15 protein-coding genes are annotated in these 17,098 nt (G+C 42.6%); 10 read left to right on the top strand and 5 right to left on the bottom strand.

What is annotated here, in order from left to right; translation table 11 throughout:
* Positions 1-333: 333 nt before the first annotated feature.
* The gene (locus tag E1160_RS04640) at positions 334-975 is read left to right on the top strand and encodes a phosphoribosylanthranilate isomerase (protein WP_155153834.1); all 642 of its coding nucleotides are present in this window, start codon (positions 334-336) and stop codon (positions 973-975) included.
* Between the two features lie 3 nt (positions 976-978).
* On the opposite strand, the gene E1160_RS04635 is transcribed toward E1160_RS04640, so the two are convergent.
* The gene (locus E1160_RS04635; RefSeq protein WP_155153833.1) at positions 979-1,608 is read right to left on the bottom strand and encodes a hypothetical protein; all 630 of its coding nucleotides are present in this window, start codon (positions 1,606-1,608) and stop codon (positions 979-981) included.
* Between the two features lie 383 nt (positions 1,609-1,991).
* Here E1160_RS04635 and trpB point away from each other — a divergent pair, with 383 nt between their 5' ends.
* The 4 genes from trpB to E1160_RS04615 all read left to right on the top strand — a co-directional run bounded on the left by trpB (position 1,992) and on the right by E1160_RS04615 (position 6,680).
* Positions 1,992-3,218, top strand: a complete 1,227-nt coding sequence (gene trpB, locus E1160_RS04630; RefSeq protein WP_155153832.1) for a tryptophan synthase subunit beta — start codon at positions 1,992-1,994, stop codon at positions 3,216-3,218.
* A 16-nt stretch (positions 3,219-3,234) separates the two neighbouring features.
* Positions 3,235-4,071, top strand: coding sequence for a tryptophan synthase subunit alpha (gene trpA, locus E1160_RS04625; protein ID WP_155153831.1), 837 nt, complete (start codon positions 3,235-3,237; stop codon positions 4,069-4,071).
* 212 nt (positions 4,072-4,283) lie between these two features.
* Complete coding sequence (gene accD, locus E1160_RS04620) at positions 4,284-5,291, top strand: acetyl-CoA carboxylase, carboxyltransferase subunit beta (RefSeq protein ID WP_155153830.1); 1,008 nt, start codon at positions 4,284-4,286, stop codon at positions 5,289-5,291.
* A gap of 90 nt (positions 5,292-5,381) precedes the next feature.
* Positions 5,382-6,680 (top strand): bifunctional folylpolyglutamate synthase/dihydrofolate synthase, encoded by a 1,299-nt coding sequence (locus E1160_RS04615; protein ID WP_155153829.1) that lies wholly within the window; start codon positions 5,382-5,384, stop codon positions 6,678-6,680.
* A gap of 76 nt (positions 6,681-6,756) precedes the next feature.
* Here the strand turns inward: E1160_RS04615 and ppa are convergent, their stop codons facing one another.
* From ppa to E1160_RS04600, 3 genes are all read right to left on the bottom strand, one after another.
* Complete coding sequence (gene ppa, locus E1160_RS04610; RefSeq protein WP_155153828.1) at positions 6,757-7,281, bottom strand: inorganic diphosphatase; 525 nt, start codon at positions 7,279-7,281, stop codon at positions 6,757-6,759.
* Positions 7,282-7,441: 160 nt separating this feature from the next.
* On the bottom strand, positions 7,442-8,821 hold the full coding sequence (locus tag E1160_RS04605) for an AmpG family muropeptide MFS transporter (RefSeq protein WP_155153827.1): 1,380 nt from the start codon (positions 8,819-8,821) through the stop codon (positions 7,442-7,444).
* On the bottom strand, positions 8,821-9,327 hold the full coding sequence (locus tag E1160_RS04600) for a DUF2937 family protein (protein WP_155153826.1): 507 nt from the start codon (positions 9,325-9,327) through the stop codon (positions 8,821-8,823). Before E1160_RS04600 ends, E1160_RS04605 begins: the two co-directional genes overlap by 1 nt.
* Positions 9,328-9,508: 181 nt before the next feature.
* Between E1160_RS04600 and E1160_RS04595 the strand changes: the two genes are divergently transcribed.
* From E1160_RS04595 to E1160_RS04580, 4 genes are all read left to right on the top strand, one after another.
* Positions 9,509-10,648 carry an alpha/beta hydrolase family protein gene (locus tag E1160_RS04595; RefSeq protein ID WP_155153825.1) on the top strand — a complete coding sequence of 380 codons (1,140 nt, stop codon included), beginning with the start codon at positions 9,509-9,511 and terminating at the stop codon, positions 10,646-10,648.
* Positions 10,645-10,833: a hypothetical protein gene (locus E1160_RS04590; RefSeq protein WP_155153824.1), complete on the top strand. Its 189-nt coding sequence runs from the start codon at positions 10,645-10,647 to the stop codon at positions 10,831-10,833. The genes E1160_RS04595 and E1160_RS04590 overlap by 4 nt, the downstream gene beginning before the upstream one ends.
* An 89-nt stretch (positions 10,834-10,922) precedes the next feature.
* Positions 10,923-11,303, top strand: a complete 381-nt coding sequence (locus tag E1160_RS04585) for a hypothetical protein (RefSeq protein ID WP_155153823.1) — start codon at positions 10,923-10,925, stop codon at positions 11,301-11,303.
* Positions 11,304-11,372: 69 nt separating this feature from the next.
* Positions 11,373-12,821, top strand: a complete 1,449-nt coding sequence (locus tag E1160_RS04580; RefSeq protein WP_155153822.1) for a PepSY-associated TM helix domain-containing protein — start codon at positions 11,373-11,375, stop codon at positions 12,819-12,821.
* 59 nt (positions 12,822-12,880) lie between these two features.
* On the opposite strand, the gene upp is transcribed toward E1160_RS04580, so the two are convergent.
* A complete protein-coding gene (upp, locus tag E1160_RS04575) occupies positions 12,881-13,531 on the bottom strand; it encodes a uracil phosphoribosyltransferase (RefSeq protein ID WP_155153821.1) in 651 nt (216 codons plus the stop codon).
* Positions 13,532-13,777: 246 nt separating this feature from the next.
* Here upp and E1160_RS04570 point away from each other — a divergent pair, with 246 nt between their 5' ends.
* Entirely contained in the window at positions 13,778-16,978 is a 3,201-nt protein-coding gene (locus E1160_RS04570; RefSeq protein ID WP_155153820.1) for a coiled-coil domain-containing protein, read from the top strand.
* Positions 16,979-17,098: the final 120 nt, after the last annotated feature.

The raw sequence follows: 17,098 nt of genomic DNA, 5'->3' as shown, positions 1-17,098 counted from the left end.
ATATTCATTTATCTATTTATTAACTTTCAGGTTTCTTGGCAGCTGGTTTTTGTTAATTTTGATAAATCTTTTTAAAACCGGGAAATTGAATTTGGATGTAAAGGCGTATTTCCTAAATTTGATTTATGCTGTGATTTTCGTATTTCTTGTTTTTGATGTCATGGGTGGCACAATCATATTCGGGATTTCCTGGGTCTTACGAGAAATAGGGTTTCTTGATCCCTTTAAGACTTTTCAGTCAATCTTATATGCGATACTGCATGTTATGATGATGGGGGTGTGGCTATCAGTTTTGACAATGTTCCTCCAAAATAAAGTTGCGGATAAAAAATAATGACCACAGAAGCAAAAATTTGCGGATTAAAAACACCGGAAACCATCCATGCGGCGGTGCAAGCTGGGGTGGATCATATTGGGCTGGTTTTCTTTCCGAAAAGCCCACGAAATGTGTCTATTGAAGAAGCGGCTATGTTGGCGTCCCGTATTCCCTCAAATGTGAATATTGTAGGTCTTTTTGTGGAACCTGATGATCAGTTGATTGATCGTGTTTTGGAAGCCGTCCCTTTGGATATCATTCAATTGCATGGTAAAGAACCTGTTGAACGTGTGGTTCAAATTAAACAGCGCACAGGCCGTCAGGTGATGAAAGCTATTGGTATCCGTGAGGAAGAAGACCTAAAAGCCGTGAGCCAATATGAACCTGTTGTTGATTGGTTATTGCTTGATGCTAAGCCACCAAAGGATGCGACACTGCCTGGCGGTAATGCCATTGCCTTTGATTGGACGTTGCTTGAGGGTAAAAGCTTTTCCAAACCATGGATGCTGGCAGGTGGCTTGACACCTGATAATGTGCAGACAGCTATTCGTATGACGAAGGCACCTTGTGTGGATGCGTCATCTGGCTTGGAAGATGCACCAGGTGAAAAAAGCCCGCATAAAATCCGTGAATTTATGAAGGCTGTGAGAAGTTTTTAAGATTTATTCATCAGGAAGGGAAATGTAAGACATGGCGGTTTTTCCCTGACCTGCTTTAAACAATTTATGAAAGGTTTTTGCATCTAGATTCGTCCTAATTTCGGTGACCAAGGCATAGTCTCGGGATCGAAATAATGAAGATTCTGGGTTTAAATAGAAAACAGCATCTTCATCTTTCTTTCCTAGTACGACACACCAGCCAGCGTATTTTTCGTAGGACGCACAGATTTGATTGCCCTTTTGTGTGATGTCGACAAGAAGCATTCGGCCATCGCCAAATTCAACCATTTTACCGTTTCCAAGGAACCATTGCTCAGTGGACCATGGTTTGACTTCATTAATATATATGACGACAAACTTTCTAGCTAACCAATCGGTAACTTCTTCTGCAGTATAGATATCAGGCTGACGTGGCTCAAAAGTGGCTTTGAGGGTTTCTGGGTTTGAGAGATCAGGAAACTTTTTTCCCGCCCGTTTTGCCGGGTGATCCTCAATTTGTGAAAATAATGTCCAACTTCCATTAAGCGTAGTATCGCCATACGGTAAGTTATAATAGCTATCTTTTGGTGGTGTTAGACATGAGCCTAAAAAAAATAGTGTAGAAAGCGCTACTAACCGTGAGATAGACTTCATGATTTTTCCAGTTCACTAGTATCTTAAAGAGAAATTTTAACTTTGTGAGATGGCATACTAATTGATTCTTTTCCATTGAAATAAAAATTATGAATAGAAGATTTTTGTACTTCTTATGTTCTAAAGTATTATGGGCAACCTAACCCCGCAGAAATGCAAAAGAAATGAGAATATTGCAGGAACTTTGTTCTATTTTTTGTTGATCACACGTTCAATAAAAAGAACAAAAAAATGCCTGTAACCCGCATAAAACTGCTTGTTTTAGAAGGTTTGCTGATTTAGTGTTTTCGCGAAATTAAAGAAAACCGATCAGTAAGTTTAGTCGTATTCTTACTGTAAGCCTGACAATAAGAATGGCAAAATTCGACAAAGAGGAATTCGCAATGAGTGGTGTAACAGCTGAGAACCTGAATAGCTTCTCGACCGGCCCGGATGAGGACGGTAATTTCGGTATTTATGGTGGCCGTTTCGTATCTGAAACCTTGATGCCTTTGATCCTTGATTTGGAAGAGGCTTATAACACTGCACAGGATGATCCAGAGTTTCAAAAAGAGTTTAATTACTATTTGAAACAATATGCAGGTCGTCCAAATCCGCTTTATTTTGCAGAACGCCTGACAGAACATTTGGGTGGTGCGAAGATCTATTTGAAGCGCGAAGATTTGAACCATACAGGTAGTCATAAAATTAACAATGTATTGGGTCAGATTTTATTGGCCCGTCGCATGGGCAAGAAGCGGATCATTGCGGAAACAGGTGCTGGTCAACATGGTGTGGCTGTGGCGACTGTATGTGCATTATTTGATCTGCCTTGTAAGGTTTATATGGGTAAAACCGATGTGGAACGTCAGGCGCCAAACGTATTTCGTATGAAGTTATTGGGGGCGGAAGTCGAAGCTGTTACATCGGGTTCCATGACATTGAAAGATGCGATGAATGAAGGCTTGCGTGATTGGGTGGCAAATGTAGAAGAAACTTTCTATATTATTGGTACCGTGGCGGGCCCGCATCCCTATCCGCAGATGGTGCGAAACTTCCAACGTATCATCGGTGATGAAGTGAAAACACAGCTTCAAGAAGCGGAGGGATGTCTTCCTGACGTGGTTACAGCTTGTATTGGCGGTGGATCAAATGCGATGGGTCTTTTCTTCCCATTTGTGGATGATCCGTCAGTTGAGATTATTGGTGTGGAAGCTGGTGGTCATGGAGTTGAAACGGGTGAACATGCAGCCTCTATCACAGGCGGCAAACCAGGTGTTCTTCATGGCAACCGTACCTATCTATTGCAGGATGGGGATGGTCAGATCACAGAAGCTCATTCCATTTCTGCAGGTTTGGATTATCCGGGTATTGGCCCTGAACATAGCTGGTTCTCTGATGTGGGGCGTGCACAATATGTGAATGCCACAGATACCGAAGCTTTGGAGGCTTTCCAATTGATGACGAAGCTTGAAGGTATTATTCCGGCATTGGAATCTTCTCATGCATTGGCTCATGTGATGAAAATTGCACCAAAAATGGATAAAGACAAAATCATCGTAATGTGTCTGTCTGGTCGAGGTGACAAAGATATTAACCAAGTGGCTGAACGCCTTGGCGTTGAGTTGTAAGAAGGAATAAAGGAATATGTCTGAGATTAAAGATTCCGGTCGTATTGATGCTACCTTCGCACGTCTAAAAGCAGAAGGTCGCGGCGGTTTTGTAAGCTTCACCACAGCAGGCGACCCTGATTACGATACCAGTTTGGAAATCTTGAAAGGATTGCCGGCTGCTGGTGTTGATATTATCGAAATTGGTATGCCGTTTACGGACCCGGTAGCGGATGGCCCGACTATTCAAGCTGCTGGATTGCGTGCTTTGAAGAATGGTCAAACATTGATCAAAACATTGGATATGGTGCGCGAGTTTCGTCAAGAGAATGATAAAACCCCAATCGTGATGATGGGATATTACAATCCAATTTATGCCTATGGTGTGGATAAATTTATCACTGATGCCAAGAATGCAGGCATTGATGGTATGATTGTTGTAGACTTGCCACCAGAAGAAGATGAAGAGCTTTGCGTGCCTGCTAAAGAGGCAGGTTTAAACTTCATCCGTTTGGCGACACCAACGACGGTTGGTCATCGTATGGGGCCTGTCTTAAATGATAATACCAGCGGCTTTGTTTACTATGTATCTATTCTTGGGATTACAGGCACAGGTTCTGCTGCAGAAGCAGCTGTGGAAGAGGCTGTTTCACGCTTAAAATCTCAAACAGACTTACCGATTGTTGTTGGCTTTGGCATCAAGACACCGGAAAATGTGAAGTCAGTTTCTTCTATTGCAGACGCAGCCGTTGTTGGCTCGGCGATTGTGGATCGTATTAAATCCAATTTGGATGAAAACGATGCGCCTAAAGCTGGTTGTGCTGCGGATGTTTTGGCATTTGTTAAAGAACTTGCAGATGGCGCACGTAACTAATTCTTAAATATAGAATTTAATAAACGCTTGCTTTCGAAAGGAAGCAGGCGTTTTTTGTTTTTAGATATCAAATTTCAAAAAACTTGTTTTTCTATTCCTAAAAATAGGGCTTAGACCTTGTTTTCTGGACGCAAGCGTGTATCTAGAGAGTTTATATCAATCGCAAGATAACGATACTTAAAGATTACGATCATAACGGAAAGGGATTTCCTATGAACTGGCTTACAAATTTTGTGCGCCCAAAAATTAAGGCATTGGTTGGAGCCAAACCGGATGTGCCGGATAATATGTGGCATAAATGCCCAGGCTGCGGACAAATGTTGTTCCATCGTGATTTGGAAGCCAATTTGAATGTGTGTACACATTGTGACCATCATTTGCGTTTGCCAGTTTTAAAACGTTTGGCAAGTTTGTTTGATGATGCGGCCTATACACGTATTGAATTGCCAAAAGTTCCTGTTGATCCGTTAAAATTCCGCGACCGCAAGCGTTATACTGATCGCTTGAAAGAGGCGCGTAACAAAACAGGCGAAGAAGATGCGATTGTTGTTGGGCATGGTAAAATGTCCGGTGTTGATACAGTGATTGCTGCTTTCAACTTTGAATTTATGGGTGGTTCCATGGGAACTGCTGTTGGCGAAGGCATCGTGGTTGCAGCGCATTTAGCTGTGCAACAAAAAGCGCCCTTGATTGTTATTCCGGCTTCTGGTGGTGCACGTATGCAGGAAAGTATCCTTTCCTTAATGCAGATGCCACGTACAACAGTTGCTTTACAGGAATTAAGCGAAGCTGGTTTGCCGTATATTGTATTGCTTACAGATCCGACAACAGGTGGTGTATCGGCAAGTTTTGCTATGTTGGGCGATATTCATGTGGCGGAGCCTGGTTGTATGATTGGTTTTGCGGGGCGTCGTGTGATTGAACAGACCGTACGCGAAGTGTTGCCAGATGGTTTCCAAACGGCCGAATATCTACATGAACATGGTATGGTTGATATGGTTGTAAGTCGTCTGGATTTGAAACAGGCACTTGGTAATTTGATCCATATGATTATGGTGAAAAAGATTTCTGGAAATGTTGAGCTGATCACTCGTGAATCGATTGAAGATCATTTGGATCAATCCGATGAAGAAGGTGACCTAAAGGTTGCTTCAGGGCCTGTTGAGCAACCAATTCCGGATGATCCGAAACCGAAACCGATTAAGAAAGATGACGATTAATCTCGTCGTTATTTCACTATTTCGAAAAGGGCTGCTTGCTATACTGGCGGCCCTTTTTCATGCAAAGATAAGATTAAAGAAAGTTATATCATGGCTGGTCGTGAAAGTGATGTGATCCTGTCCCGTTTGTTAAGCTTGCACCCTAAGGTGATTGATCTTGGATTGGATCGCACTTATGAGATGCTGGAATGTTTGGGTAATCCACAAGATAAATTACCGCCCGTCGTGCATTTGGCAGGTACCAATGGCAAAGGCTCAACTCAGGCTATGTTGCGTGCGGTTTTAGAAGTTGCTGGCTATAAAGTACACGCCTATACCTCACCGCATCTAGTGAAATTCCATGAACGTATTCGTTTGGCGGGTGAATTGATTTCGGAAGATGCGCTTCAAGATTTACTGACATATTGCGAAGAAGCCAACGAAAATAAACCCATTACTTTCTTTGAAATTACCACAGCAGCGGCGTTTAAGGCTTTTGCTGATACGCCGGGGGATATCGTGTTGTTGGAAACAGGCCTAGGTGGTCGTTTGGACAGCACCAATGTGGTGGATAATCCAGCGGTCACTATTCTAACGCCAATTTCTATGGATCATACGCAATTCCTTGGCGATACAATTTCTGCAATTGCAGGTGAAAAAGCTGCAATTCAAAAACCATCCGCAATTTCTGTGGTGGGGCCACAACCAGATGCAGCGATGGAAAAGATCGAAGACGTCGCCCGTGATAAAGCTGTTCAGATGTCCCGTTTCGGGGCTGAATGGTCTATCACTGATACGGGTGAAGGCCTTCGTTTTGTGTCCTCGGCTGCCACATTGGATCTGCCATATTCTAATCTTCCTGGAGAACATCAAGTGACAAATGCAGGTCAAGCTGTCGCTGCTATTCTGGCATTGCGTGATCAAGGATTTGATATTTCTGATGATCAAATTCGTGAAGGCTTGGTGAATGTGGAATGGCCCGCGCGTTTACAACGTTTGAAATCCGGTCCAATTCTGGATGAGTTGGGATCAAATTTTGATGTTTGGCTTGATGGTGGCCATAATGCCGCGGCAGGTATCACCTTGGCCAAGCAGGCAGAGACATGGAAAGCAGAAGATGATCGCCCGCTTCACATTGTATTTGGTATGTTAAATACAAAAGCGGCAGGGGATTTTTTACGTCCTTTAGCACCTTATATTACGAAGGCGCATGCTATTCGTATCCCGGGCGAAGAAAACAGTCTAACAGCTGAAGAAGCTTCTGCTTTTGCCAAAGAACAAGGCATCGATTGTCTTGCGAAAGAGACCGTAGAAGCCGCAATTTCTGATTTGCCAAAAGGTAATGAAGCACGTCTATTGATATGTGGCTCGCTTTATTTCGCAGGCATTATCCTTGCGGACAATAGCTAAGTTGGTCAGATTTAAGATACAAAAAAACCTCACAAAGATCAGTCTCTGTGAGGTTTTTTGTTTGAACGATTAACGCTTATTTTTCAGCGCGATCCACAGCTTCTTGGATCAAACGATTTGCTTCAGCAGCAGGTGCAAAATCTTTCAATTTCACCCATTTGCCTTTTTCCAAATCTTTGTAATGTTCAAAGAAATGGCGCACTTGGTTCAACAAATGCTCTGGCAAATCGTTGATGTCTTTGATGTGGTCATAAAGAGGTGTCATTTTTGAATGTGGCACAGCCAAGATTTTTTCATCTTGTCCAGCTTCGTCTTCCATGATCAATACGCCAACTGGGCGAGAACGGATTACGCAACCCGGTGCCAAAGGATAATCGCCAACAACCAATACGTCTGCTGGATCACCGTCATCAGACAAGGTACCTGGTACGAAACCATAGTTACATGGGTAATACATAGGTGTCGCGATGAAGCGGTCTACAAATACAGCACCGGAATCTTTGTCCAATTCGTATTTTACTGGCACGCCCATAGGCACTTCGATCACAACATTGATGTCTTCAGGTGGGTTACTACCCGCAGAGATTTTGGAGATATCCATGGAAATACACTCTTATCAGATTTGAGTTAGACTATTGTCAAAAGAAAGTAGACACAGGTGATTGGTCAGAAACCAGCTTTTGACGTGAAACTTGAAGGGTCTTATAGCTTTAATTAAATAAAACAACAAGGATTATGCGGTGCCGCATTCTTTATACAGACTATTTATTTGTCAGTTTTTCTACGGCTAAAATCAAGAAGATGACGGGAATGCCGATTAGGGCAGTGCCAATAAAGAAAACTTCCCAACTGCTGGCATCTACGACGATACCTGAAAATCCGCCTAAGAATTTGGGTAATATCACCATTATCGATGTGTATAAGGCATATTGCGAAGCGGAAAATTGTTTATTCACCAAACTTGAAAGATAAGCGATAAATGCGGCAGAAGCGATACCAGCACTCAAATTATCTGCTGAAATAACCAGTGCCAATGTGGTAAGATTACTGCTTTGGATATAGGCCATATAGGCAAATAGCAAATTAGAACCTGCAGCTAAAATTGCGCCAATCAATAATATTTTGAGGACCCCATAACGTCGGATTAATAGACCGCCAAGGAATGTGCCGCCAATGGTCACAATTAGTCCAAAAACTTTTGAAAAGCGCCCTATTTCTTCTTTGGCAAAGCCTAAATCTGTATAGAAAACATTTGCCATAACACCCATTACAATATCACTGATGCGATAGGTTGCGATCAAGGCAAGTATAACAATTGCGATCATTCGATAACGTTGCACAAAGTCAATGATAGGCCAGATGAAATGATGGAAAATCCAGAAAAAAGGTTTCAAAGCTGGATTTTGAGTCTCTTCAACTTTGTGCTCTATTTCTGATAACCAAGGGTCGGCTTCTTGCTGTTCAGGTTGATCTGGTTCTTTGATAACAAGTGTGGCGATGATGCCAATGCCCATGGCAAAGGCCATTGAGAGATATGCCCATTTCCATGCATTGTAATCATATCCGGCTAGTCCATCGCCTTCTACTACATCTAACAGGCCTGCAATCTCTAATGCACCGGCACCCGCAAGAATCATCGCTATTCGATATCCTGCTGTATAGGTTGCCGCCATGGCACCTTGGTAGCTTTCATCCGCTCTTTCGATGCGATATGCATCAATGACTATATCTTGGGTGGCGCCCGCAAAAGCGAGTGCTGCTGCCATCATGGCAGTCGTCGTCGCATCGATAGCTGCATCGTTAAAGGCGATGCCGCAAATGGCCAAAATGACTAAACATTGTGCAAAGAAAAGCCAGCCGCGTCTTCGGCCTAGCAAATTGCATAATACAGGTAGTTTTACTGCATCAATTAAGGGTGCCCAGACGAATTTGAATCCGTAAGCAAGGGCAATCCAGCTAAAGAAACCAATATCTGCACGACTTATTTCGACTTCGCGTAACCAGATAGATAAAGTACTGAAGACGAGTAATATGGGAAGGCCACTTGAATACCCCAAGAAAAACATAGTGATAGCCGGACGCGATAAATAAACCTGAAACGCATCGCGCCAGCTATTTTGTTTTTCAATTGGATGAGACATTAATCAGGTTCCGATTGTAAGACTTTGCGCGGGAAGAAAAGCATTAAAAAGGCCATAAGGATATACCCAATCAAAAAACCGATACCGAAATAGATACCACCTGAAATTGTAAGTGGAACGGCAGGTTTATAAACCTCTGCAGTTGCTTTGGCGGTGTTTATATCCAGATGATAAAGTACCAATATCGCCATCATTTGCGGAGAGGCATCTCCCAAGGCGTTGAGTGCCTGTTGAACATCGAACTGTCGACGTAATAGATTTGTTAGATGTTCCCCCTCCATCTGTGCAGCTTTATCTGAACTGGCGGTCAGGTGGCGGATATAATTATAACGGGTCATATCAGTAGAAGCCGCACGACTATCCAAAGCTTCTACTTGGCGGTCCAATTCGTCTAATGTGCCCCCTAAACGTTGGAAATATTGTTGATGGAATTCTGGAAATTGTGAAAAGGTGGCACCTATAATAAGGCCCGTCAGAAGATAAAGATATTTACGCCAGTTGCCCATATTTCACACCCAATCACCGAAAATTTGGAAATTAACTATACGACCTGTTCGGCTTTTTCAGCAAGTTATTATCAATTTATGGCATGACTAAGGCTTGCGCATTCCATAAGGCTATATTATCCCCTAGTTAATAAGAAAATAATGATTAGAGATCATATTGTTATTGGGGAGTAAGCTGAGGATGATTTTTCAGCGTATTTTAGGGGGATTTGGTTGGCTTTTTAGCATTTTCGCCGTCTTAAGTTTTTTTTATGAATGGGATACTTCTCGCATTCATTATAAAAAATTACGTGCAAAATCACCGTATCTCTATGAAGAAATTAATCCAAAATATTTGGAAATTGAGCCGCGGGATTATCTTCAGCAAGGTGATACAAAAACTATACGCGCTTCCTTGATTAGTTCAGTCATGGGGGATCGGGATATTAAGGCGTTATGGCCTGTTACGATACAGGATATTCCTGATGCGCCTAATTTTATAGAATGTTTGCTGGAAAGTAAGTACAGAGCATCGATGCCATGTCATAAATCTCGATATGAGAAATGGGCGAATTTGGGCAAGATTCAAGAGTTGATATTCGAAACGGATTTTGACTTAAGAACAAATGCAATCCTCTTCAAACCTGAAAATTTTTCCGGAAAACTGGTCATTTATCATCATGGATATGCCGGAACTTTTCATGAAACTCATCGCCATTTGGAGAAACTGGTGGCAGCAGGTTACTTGGTATTAGTATTTAATACACCTTTATATGGAGATGTTGTCCGTTTTGGTGAAAATAAACTAATTTCAAGTATTTATAAAGGCACAGCACCTGACGATATCCCTTATCCCACACGTTTCTTCTTTGAACCTCTTTTCGCTGGGTTAAATTATGTATTGTCAAAGGAAGAGATCCAGCAAGTTAATATGATTGGTCTTTCAAATGGCGCCTGGGCGACGGCCGTGTTCAGCGCGATGGATCCACGAATAGAAAACTCCTATCCGATTGCAGGTGTCTATCCGGTATATATGAGGCAAATTAAAGAATCTGCACCTGCGCAATTGAAAAAGAACATGTTGGAGGCGGCCAGTTTTATGGACATGTTTGTATTGGCGGCAGATCGTTCGGGCCGTTCACAATTGCAGATTTTCAATAAATATGATCGATGTTGTTACAATAATACGCGCGGTAAACTTTATGAAGATGCTGTGCAGGAAAAACTGGGTTTGATTGGTGGCGGCGATTTTCAAGTTTTAATCGATACCACTCACCCTCGGCACAAAATATCTCATTGGGCTTTTGATCAAGTGCTTGCGCATATGGAGGCAAGATCATGATGAAAAAAGTTGGTATGTCGATTGCTTTTTTATTCTCCATTTTGACGGTTTGTCTATGGTATCAGGATGGGGCTTGGAATTATGGTGAGATCCCAACAAAAGCCGTTTTCAAGGTGGTTGGATTTACATTTTTAGCCTGCCTTTGTTTTTGGCTGCAATCTAAATTTAGATCAAAGATCAATTAGTCAATTTATCGATTAGTAAGCTAGTTATTGGATTGACATTGAAAGCCGAATTTGGAATTCTGCGCCGCGATCAGGCGGAGAGATTATAAATGTCTAACTATAAAACAACAGGGCGGATATTGCTGCAATGTCTTTGCGGCCTATCATTGTTGTTGATGACATTTGCACATCGCACAAATGCAATTGATCCTGCACGGCTAGCTGAATTGGAATTAGGTCCACTTCCCGCAGGTTTTGAATATTATATCTGTGTCACAGGCACAGAGGACAGTTTCCAATTTGAATATGGTAATCATTGTGAAGCTTGTCGCGTTACGACAGCTGTAATTCTGCCTTCTACAAGTGACGATCTTGTTATAGGTAGTTTGAAAGTTGCAGCTGTTCAACAATTTATAGAACGTGCAATCAGTAAGAAAGTTGATTTCAAGCTTAGCCGTGTCACGCGTGGCCCACCAACATACCTTTCCTAGTTTATCCAAATTTTATGTGAATTTATGAAGGCAGTTTTTATTTGAAAACTGTCTGGGAAAGGTTATGAGATGAATAATCAAACAAATGTTGCATCCTATGAAGATGCGACCAACGACGATCTGTCGACAAAATTTTATCGCGCTGTGTGGCGTTGGCATTTTTATGCGGGGCTTTATGTCATTCCATTTATGTTGATGTTAGCCATCACTGGTCTTTTGATGATGTATTATAACGTGTTTGAAACACGTTTTGGCGTGAAGCCGAGTGTTGAAGTGTCCGGTGAAATGCTATCACCAAACAGACATTATGAAGCTGCACAAGCTGTCTATCCTAATGGTCAAATTACACGCTATATTCCACCCGCGGATGCAACATCTGCGGCTTATGTGGAAGTGGTAACTGAGAGCCATGGAGAGGATCACGGCGGTCATGGCGGCGCTGGTCATGTCTTATCAATTGATCCTTATACAAACCAAGTCCTTGGGGATGTTGTAAAGGATGACACTCTTTACTACTTGGCAAATGATATTCATGGGACCTTGTTGATTGGAGATCTAGGAGATCGTTTAATTGAGATTGCTGCCAGCCTCGGCATCGTTTTAATTGTGACCGGGCTTTATATGTGGTGGCCAAGACAAGGAAGTAACTTCCGTCAGGTATTGTTGCCGAACTTTTCTGCAAAAGGGCGTGCTTTATGGAAAGACCTTCATGTAACTTCCGGTTTTTATATCTCCGTCATTTTAATGTTTTTCTTGCTCTCCGGTCTTGCTTGGGCTGGTGTTTGGGGAGGCAAATTTGTGCAACCCTGGAGCAGTTTTCCGGCAGAAAAATGGGGCATGGAGGTGCCCTTATCTGATGATGTTCATGCATCTATGAGCCATGGTGCACTTGAAGAAGTACCATGGGGGCTAGAGCAAACAAAAATGCCTATATCTGGTTCTGATGCAGGTATTACAGGTGTTGCAGAAGGATATTCCATCGATTTATCCAGTATCACTGACCTGGCTTATAGAATTGGCTTTGGACCAAAATTCCGTATCAACTTACCGGAAAGTGAAACAGGTGTTTATACCATCACGGCGGATGCTTGGGATAGTGATACAACTGATCCAACAGCGGACCGTACAGTTCATATTGATCAATATACAGGTAAAATTCTGGGTGAAGTTGGCTATGCTGATTATTCACTCATGGCTAAAACCATGGCGGTTGGTACAGCTTTGCATCAAGGGGATATGGGGCTTTGGAACATCATCTTGAATGTGGTGTTCTGTCTGACGGTAATTTTCTTATGTGTCAGCGGTATTGTCATGTGGTGGAAACGCCGCCCTTCAAAAGTAGGTCGTTTGATGGCGCCGCCAATGCCAAATAATGTGCCTTTATGGAAAGGGGCCGTTGCAATGATTTTGCTGCTTTCAATGGCTTTCCCATTGGTAGGGGTGTCCTTGATCATTGTGTTGTTCATGGACTTGATTATTTTCCAAAATATCAAACCATTAAAGCGTATCTTACAATAACAAAAAAGAGCCTCTGGATTTCCAGAGGCCCTTTTCTTTTAAGTAAGTTAGCTTAGTTTTTATTTGGTGCCGAATAGACGGTCACCTGCATCACCAAGACCCGGACGAATATAGGCATGATCATCAAGACCTTCGTCAAGGGAAGCAGTATAGATATGCACATTTGGATATTTTTCTTGGAAGGTACGGATACCTTCAGGGGCTGCAACCAAAGCCATAAAGCGGATATTGTGAACTTCTACACCATGCTTCACCAATACATCCATGGCGTGAACCGCAGAATTACCTGTTGCCAACATTGGATCGCACAAGATGAATAAACGTCCACCTGGCTCTGGCAATTTTACATAATATTCTTCTGGCATTTTTGTTTCCGGATCACGGAAAAGACCAACATGACCTTCACGGGCATTTGGCATCAGGCTACGTAGACCTTCAACCATACCAAGACCCGCACGAAGTATAGAGATAATCGCGGGTTTACGACCTGCCAAAACGGGGGCGTCATATTCTTGCAACGGAGTTTCGATATTCTCTGTTGTCAACGGAATATGGCGGGAAATTTCATAACCCATCAACATGGAAATTTCTGTCAAAAGTTGACGGAATTGGCCAGTCGGTGTGCTCTTTTTACGCATGATTGTCAATTTATGTTGAACCAATGGATGGTCAACCACATGCAGGTTTTTGAATTCTGGATGGTCGGACATAGGGAACCTTTATTTTTTCAATATTCAAATACTTGAAGATTAATTTGTATCTGAAAACCTGTTATAATGCTAAACGTCTAAAGGAACAATGTTTAAACCCACCTTTGGGGTAAAACAGTAGTTAAGGACTATATGTTGAGGAAATCTGCGGCTTTGATCAAAATCTGGTCGTTGAAATAATTTGCGAATCAAGTCAAAATACTCCTCGCAAACCCTTGAACTCTATTGAAAATCAGGTTGAAGACCATGAGTGCAGAAGTCAAACATCTACCCAATGCAATGCGTAAACCTTTGCATGAGGGGGATAATAACTCAGAAGAAAAACTTCGTGAGGCGGAAAAGGTCACGCAAGCAAGACTGCTTCGTATGACGATTGTTTTGTCCATGCTGTCGGTTATTTGGCTTGGTGTTTGTGGGCATTATCTCAGCAATTTTATGGGATATGATTTATTGGCAAGTCTGATGCCGCATGAGCTTGCAGGGCTTGTTGCAGGCGTGTTTACACCCCTGACTTTTATCTGGTTTATGGGGCTTTATTTTAAGCGTGGACATGCGGTTAAATCACATACGGAAGAGTTGAAGCGACAATTGGCGTTGCTTACCTATCCTGTAGATGAAGGCGATACACGTGTTAACACTGTTGCAACGACATTGCGCCGTCAAGCTGATGAATTATCAAAAGTTACACAAGAAGCCGCAGCAGATATTGCAGAATTGACTGTCATGTTGGATGAACGTACAGGTGCATTAAATGGTGCTTCTCTGACAGCACGTGAAGATGCAGGTAAGTTACGATCTGCTCTTTCTAGCCAAACCGAAAAGCTTGAATCTCTGGCTGATCGTATGGACCATCAACGTAAATCCATTGAAGAGACAGTGGATGCACAAGTGGATGAGTTAAGCCGCGCTTCCAAAGAAACATTAGAACGTGCAGATGAAATGAAAGCTGCTCTTCGTATACAGACGTCTGAAGTGACCGATGCTTCCATGAAGGCAACGGAACAAGCAGAGAAAATTGGCTCGCAGTTTAATAAGCAAGCAAGTGATTTGAAGAAAGCTGCTGAAGAAGCATCTGACTCTGCCAAAGATATGACAGTCTTGTTTGATCGTTCTACGGATTTCTTAAATCAAGCCACGGAATCTGCGGCACAACGCAGTAACGATATTGCACAGAAACTACGTGATGTTGTGAATACTATGGATCAACGGATGAAAGATTCCTTTGAAATCCATAAAGCGTCTTTGAACAGTTTTGCGGATAATGCCGGCGAGCGTCTAGATCGTTTAACCCATGCATTGCGTCAACAAACTGATTTGACAACGGAACAAATTGAAAATGGTTTCGATCATTTTGAAAAAGATATCACTCGCCTATTTGATAATGCGAAAAAAGAAGCGCAACAGTTAGGGGAGGGTTTCAAATCCAGCACAGATGCCTTGTCTGACAAACTGGATAACGTGGTGAATGATCAAACAAACCGCCTACGTGATGTTGTGCATCGTTCCACTGAACAAATGCAAGAAATCAATGCAGCCTTACGTCAACAAACTACAGATTTAAACAATTCGGTCGATCAATCCGGAACACGTGTTGTGGCGATTAAATCTGCGATTTCTGAACAATCGCAGGAATTGTTAAAACTGTCTGGTCAATTGGCGGCTGATGTGAAGCAGGTAAATGAACGTGTTGATATGCATACAGGTGCTTTGGGGCGTATTTCTGATGAGGCCGCTAAACAAGTTGAAGAAATGGGGCAATCTCTTCGTCAACAGGCGATGGAGATGGGACGCGCAACTGATCTTGCATCTTCCCGTGCGGAATCAATTCGTGATGCGTTAAAAACACAGGCGGATGATTTATCAGAAGCAGCCCAAAAAACATATGCCCAAGCACGTAGTATGGAAGCGATGATCCAAACGCGCACACAAGAATTGAAAGATATGTTAGGTGAAGGTTCCCAACATCTTGCTGATAGCTTCAGTCCTGTTGTGAATCAGACACAGGAAGTCATTACGCATTTGAAATCTAATAGTGATGCCATGCGTAAAGCATCTGATTGGGCAGGTGAGACCGCAAAGGTTATCAGTCATTCCTTAAAAGAACAGGGGCGTGAATTACAGTTGGTGACTGAACAGGCAACCAACCAGATTTCTAATCTACGTGATGTGATGAAAGAACAAACAGATGAGATGAATCAGGCAAGTACCCATGCGGGTTCTCTTGCGGATAAAATTCGTTCTTCCTTGCATAATGAGGCTAAAACCCTTGGTGAGTTGGCAGTTGTGCTCTCCAATCAAGCCGGTCTTATTCAGGAAACTGTAGGAAAGCAATCTGGCCAGTTGCGTGATGCATCTGCCTATGCAACCGAAACATCTCAATCCGTTCAGAATGTATTGGCTGAACAGTTGATGGCAATGAAATCTGCCTCTGACATGGTGCAGGACCGCTTGATGCGCACGAATGATATGTTCCGTGATGAATCTGTGAATTTCACAGACAGCATGGGTAAAGCCATGAATATGTTGGAAGACTTGACCGATCGTTTCCAAACACAACGTGAATTACTGACTTCTACTTCTGTACAAACGGCAATGCAATTATCGGATAATCGTGATGAGTTGCGTGGTCAAACAGATGAATTGGCCTTGGCTGCGAAAGAGGCAGCCCGTGTTGTGCAAATGGTGAGTGATAACTTTAGTCAACAAACCGATGCGATTGATCAAGAAGCAAATCGTGTTGAAAATCGCGTGGTGAACTTATCTGATGTTCTAAAAACTCAGGCTGATCGTGTCGTTGAAGTTGGCAACTTGGCCGAAAGCAAAATGCGTAATGTGGCAGATGTAGTATCAGAACAGACAGATATTCTGGGTAATACTGCGGATTCATCGCGTAAGGCGATGGATGAAGCCTCTTCTGCGGCACGTGAATCTGCCCAAATGTTGTCAGAGGCTGTTGATCGTACCGCGCATCGTACTCGTCAGTCTATCCAATTGATGGATACTGAAACACAGCGTCTGGTATCTGCGGCAGAGGCAGCGGTCATTGCCGCTGAGAAAACTAAGACAGCGGCTGATGAAAATTCCCGTGAAGCCTTTGTGAAAACAACGCGCTTTATTCTTGAAGATTTAAATTCAACTTCTGTTGACTTAACACGCCTATTACGCGCGGATGTGCCTGAAGCAGACTGGAAGCGTTATATGAATGGTGATCGGGGCATCTTTACCCGTGCCCTTTTGCGTGAACGTCCACAAAGTATTTTGAATTTGATGGAAAAACGTATGAAGGAAGATGCGGAATCCCGTAGTTATTTCATGCGCTATGTGGAACAATTTGATCGTCTATTGACCGAATGCCGTTCTAATGACCCGGAAAACCTGATGGAATCTACAGTTCTTAGTTCGGATGTTGGAAAGCTCTATGCGTTGATCAAACAGGTAATGCGCTAAACGAAAATCAAATATTGGAGATAAAGAAAAAGCCTCGAAATATTTCGAGGCTTTTTTAGCATTTAGGAGAATTTAGTTTCGTTAACGAAGTTACTCATACTTTCTCGATTAATATTTGAT

Origin of the sequence: Curvivirga aplysinae (assembly GCF_009711445.1) — a bacterium.
Taxonomy (GTDB): Bacteria; Pseudomonadota; Alphaproteobacteria; order UBA8366; family Aestuariispiraceae; genus Curvivirga; species Curvivirga aplysinae.
Note: the sequence above shows the minus strand (reverse complement) of the source record. Positions and strands in the feature narration are given on the sequence as shown.